The organism is Streptomyces spiramenti, assembly GCF_012034385.1.
GTDB classification, from domain to species: domain Bacteria; phylum Actinomycetota; class Actinomycetes; order Streptomycetales; family Streptomycetaceae; genus Streptomyces; species Streptomyces spiramenti.
This window is the reverse complement of the sequence record NZ_JAAVJB010000411.1, coordinates 1-2,209: the sequence shown is the minus strand read 5'-3', so window position 1 is coordinate 2,209 and position 2,209 is coordinate 1. Positions and strand designations below refer to the sequence as shown.

2 protein-coding genes are annotated in these 2,209 nt (G+C 73.8%); both read left to right on the top strand.

Annotated elements, in window-relative coordinates; all coding sequences use genetic code 11:
- Window positions 1–117 precede the first annotated feature (117 nt).
- On the top strand, window positions 118–633 hold the full coding sequence (locus HCJ92_RS24515) for a SpoIIE family protein phosphatase (RefSeq protein ID WP_338054359.1): 516 nt from the start codon (window positions 118–120) through the stop codon (window positions 631–633).
- Window positions 634–1,146: 513 nt separating this feature from the next.
- Window positions 1,147–2,112, top strand: coding sequence for a class A beta-lactamase (gene bla, locus HCJ92_RS23755; RefSeq protein WP_167935669.1), 966 nt, complete (start codon window positions 1,147–1,149; stop codon window positions 2,110–2,112).
- The last annotated feature ends 97 nt before the right edge of the window (window positions 2,113–2,209 follow it).

Below are 2,209 nucleotides of genomic sequence, written 5' to 3'. Positions count from 1 at the left end.
GCCGCGGACGGCACCGCTCCGGACGCCGCACCGCCGCCGCGGGCGACGGCTGCCGCGGGTGGGGGAGAGGCGCGAGGCGGGGTGCCGACACGCGCCGGGAGCGCTTCACCGGAAGGTGTGAGCGCCCCTCGCGCTGCCTCGGTAGCCCCCGATCCCGCCGGGCACGCGGGCCCCGACCCCGCCGCCCGCGTCGCGCGCGCGGGCACCGCCCGGGACGCGCCCGTCCGGGACGCCCCTGTCACGGAGCTACGGCTGCTCAACCACGGCCACCCCTCACCGCTGCTGCTCGGTGCGGACGGCTCCGTCCGCGCGCTGGAGCCCCCGGCCGCCGCGCTGCCGCTGGGGCTGACGGGACTCGGTGGCCCCGCCGCCCGGCCGCTCGTGGTGCCGCTGCCGCCCGGCGCCGTCCTGCTGATGTACACGGACGGTGTCAGCGAGTCCCGTGACGCCGACGGCCGGTTCTACGACCCGGCCGAGCGGTTGCGGACGTATCCCGGTCGCGACCCGGAGGCGTTGCTCACCTGGTTGCTCGACGACGTCCAACGTCACGGCGGTACCGGGGACGACGACGTCGCGGTGCTCGCGGTACGGGCCGCGGCGGCGGGACCGCCCCGCGCGCCGGGTGCGGAGTGAGCCGACAGCCCGTCAGGCGTCCGTCGCACGGGCGCCCATCGCCCTGCGTGGGCGGCGCCAGGGCCGCGCGACCGCCGGGAGGCCCGACCCCGGCGCACGGTCCCGGTACACCCCCGCCACCGTCCGCCGGTTGTGTGCACCAGCGAACGGGAGACGGTGCGAACGGTTCCGTAGCGTGATCCTTGTCTCGTTCCACCGGCCCGGTACAAGCCGGGGAGAACCATCCGCAACATTGTTGCTGAGCTGCGCAGTTGTCAGGTGGCCGCTCACCCGTCCGCCGCGTGCGCGGCTTGTTCACGGAGGGTCGGCCGCGTCCGCCGCCCCACGGCGCGTCACCTTTTCGCGCAGCGACGCGAGACAGGTACGTACCGGTCGCCCGCGCTCCGGTTACCCTCACGATGCAACACCTGACGCAGCCGGCCGTTGACCGCGCGGGACGCGTGAGGCGCAGAACGCTGCCGCGCCAGCCGAGTGGCGGCGTTCCCCCGTCCCGGACCACGAGGAGACGCATCGATGCACCATTCAGCCCGCCCCCGTCGCAGAGCGGTGGGCCTCGCCCTCTCGCTCGCCGTCGTCGCGATGGTCGGTTGCTCCGCCGGTGACAGCTCGCCGGGGAACGGGGACGGCAACGGCGGCTCGGCCGGCGGAGAGGTGGACCCCTCCGAGAAGAACCCCGACGCGCAGGCGTCGGCGGCCTCCACTTTCGAGCAGCTGGAGAACGAGTTCGACGCGAGGCTCGGCGTCTACGCGCTCGACACCGGCACCGGGGAGGAGGTCGAGTACCGGTCGGACGAGCGGTTCGCCTTCGCCTCCACCTTCAAGGCGCTCGCAGCCGGTGCGCTCCTCGCCCAGTACGGCCTGGACGGCATCGACAACGTGGTGGCCTACGACAAGGCCGACCTGATCTCCCACTCCCCGGTCACCGAACGCTTCACCGATGAGGGCATGACGCTGCGGGACCTCGCCGCCGCGGCGGTCCGCCAGTCGGACAACACCGCCACCAACCTCCTCTTCGACGCCCTCGGCGGTCCCACCGGCCTCCAGGCCGCGCTGCGCGGTGTCGGGGACGAGACCACCAACGTGGACCGGCTGGAGACCGAGCTGAACGAGGCGACGCCCGGCGACGACCGTGACACCAGCACCCCCCGCGCCATGGCCGAGACGCTGAACGAGTACGTCTTCGGGGACGTCCTCGACGCCCAGGAGAGCGACCAGCTCGTCGAGTGGATGACCACCAACACCACCGGCGCGACGCTGATCCCCGCCGGGGTACCGGACAGCTGGACCGTGGGCGACAAGAGCGGTGCCGGCGGCTACGGCACCCGCAACGACATCGCCGTGCTCTGGCCGGAGGAGGGCGAGCCGATCATCATGGCCGTCTTCTCCAGCCGCGACGAGGAGGACGCCACCTACGACGACGCCCTCGTGGCGCGCGCGGCGACCTCGGCCCTGTACTCGCTGGACGCCCTCGGCCGCTGACCCGGGCACGGCGGCCCGCGTCTCCGATCGCACCGCTTTCTTCACTGCCGACACCGACAGCGAGGGAGTGCGCCATGGGCGCCTGGTCGAGTACGAC

Bases quoted from the DNA above. Each gene is read 5' to 3' on its own strand.
- bla (WP_167935669.1), top strand. From the start codon at position 1,147: ATGCACCATTCAGCCCGCCCCCGTCGCAGAGCGGTGGGCCTCGCCCTC.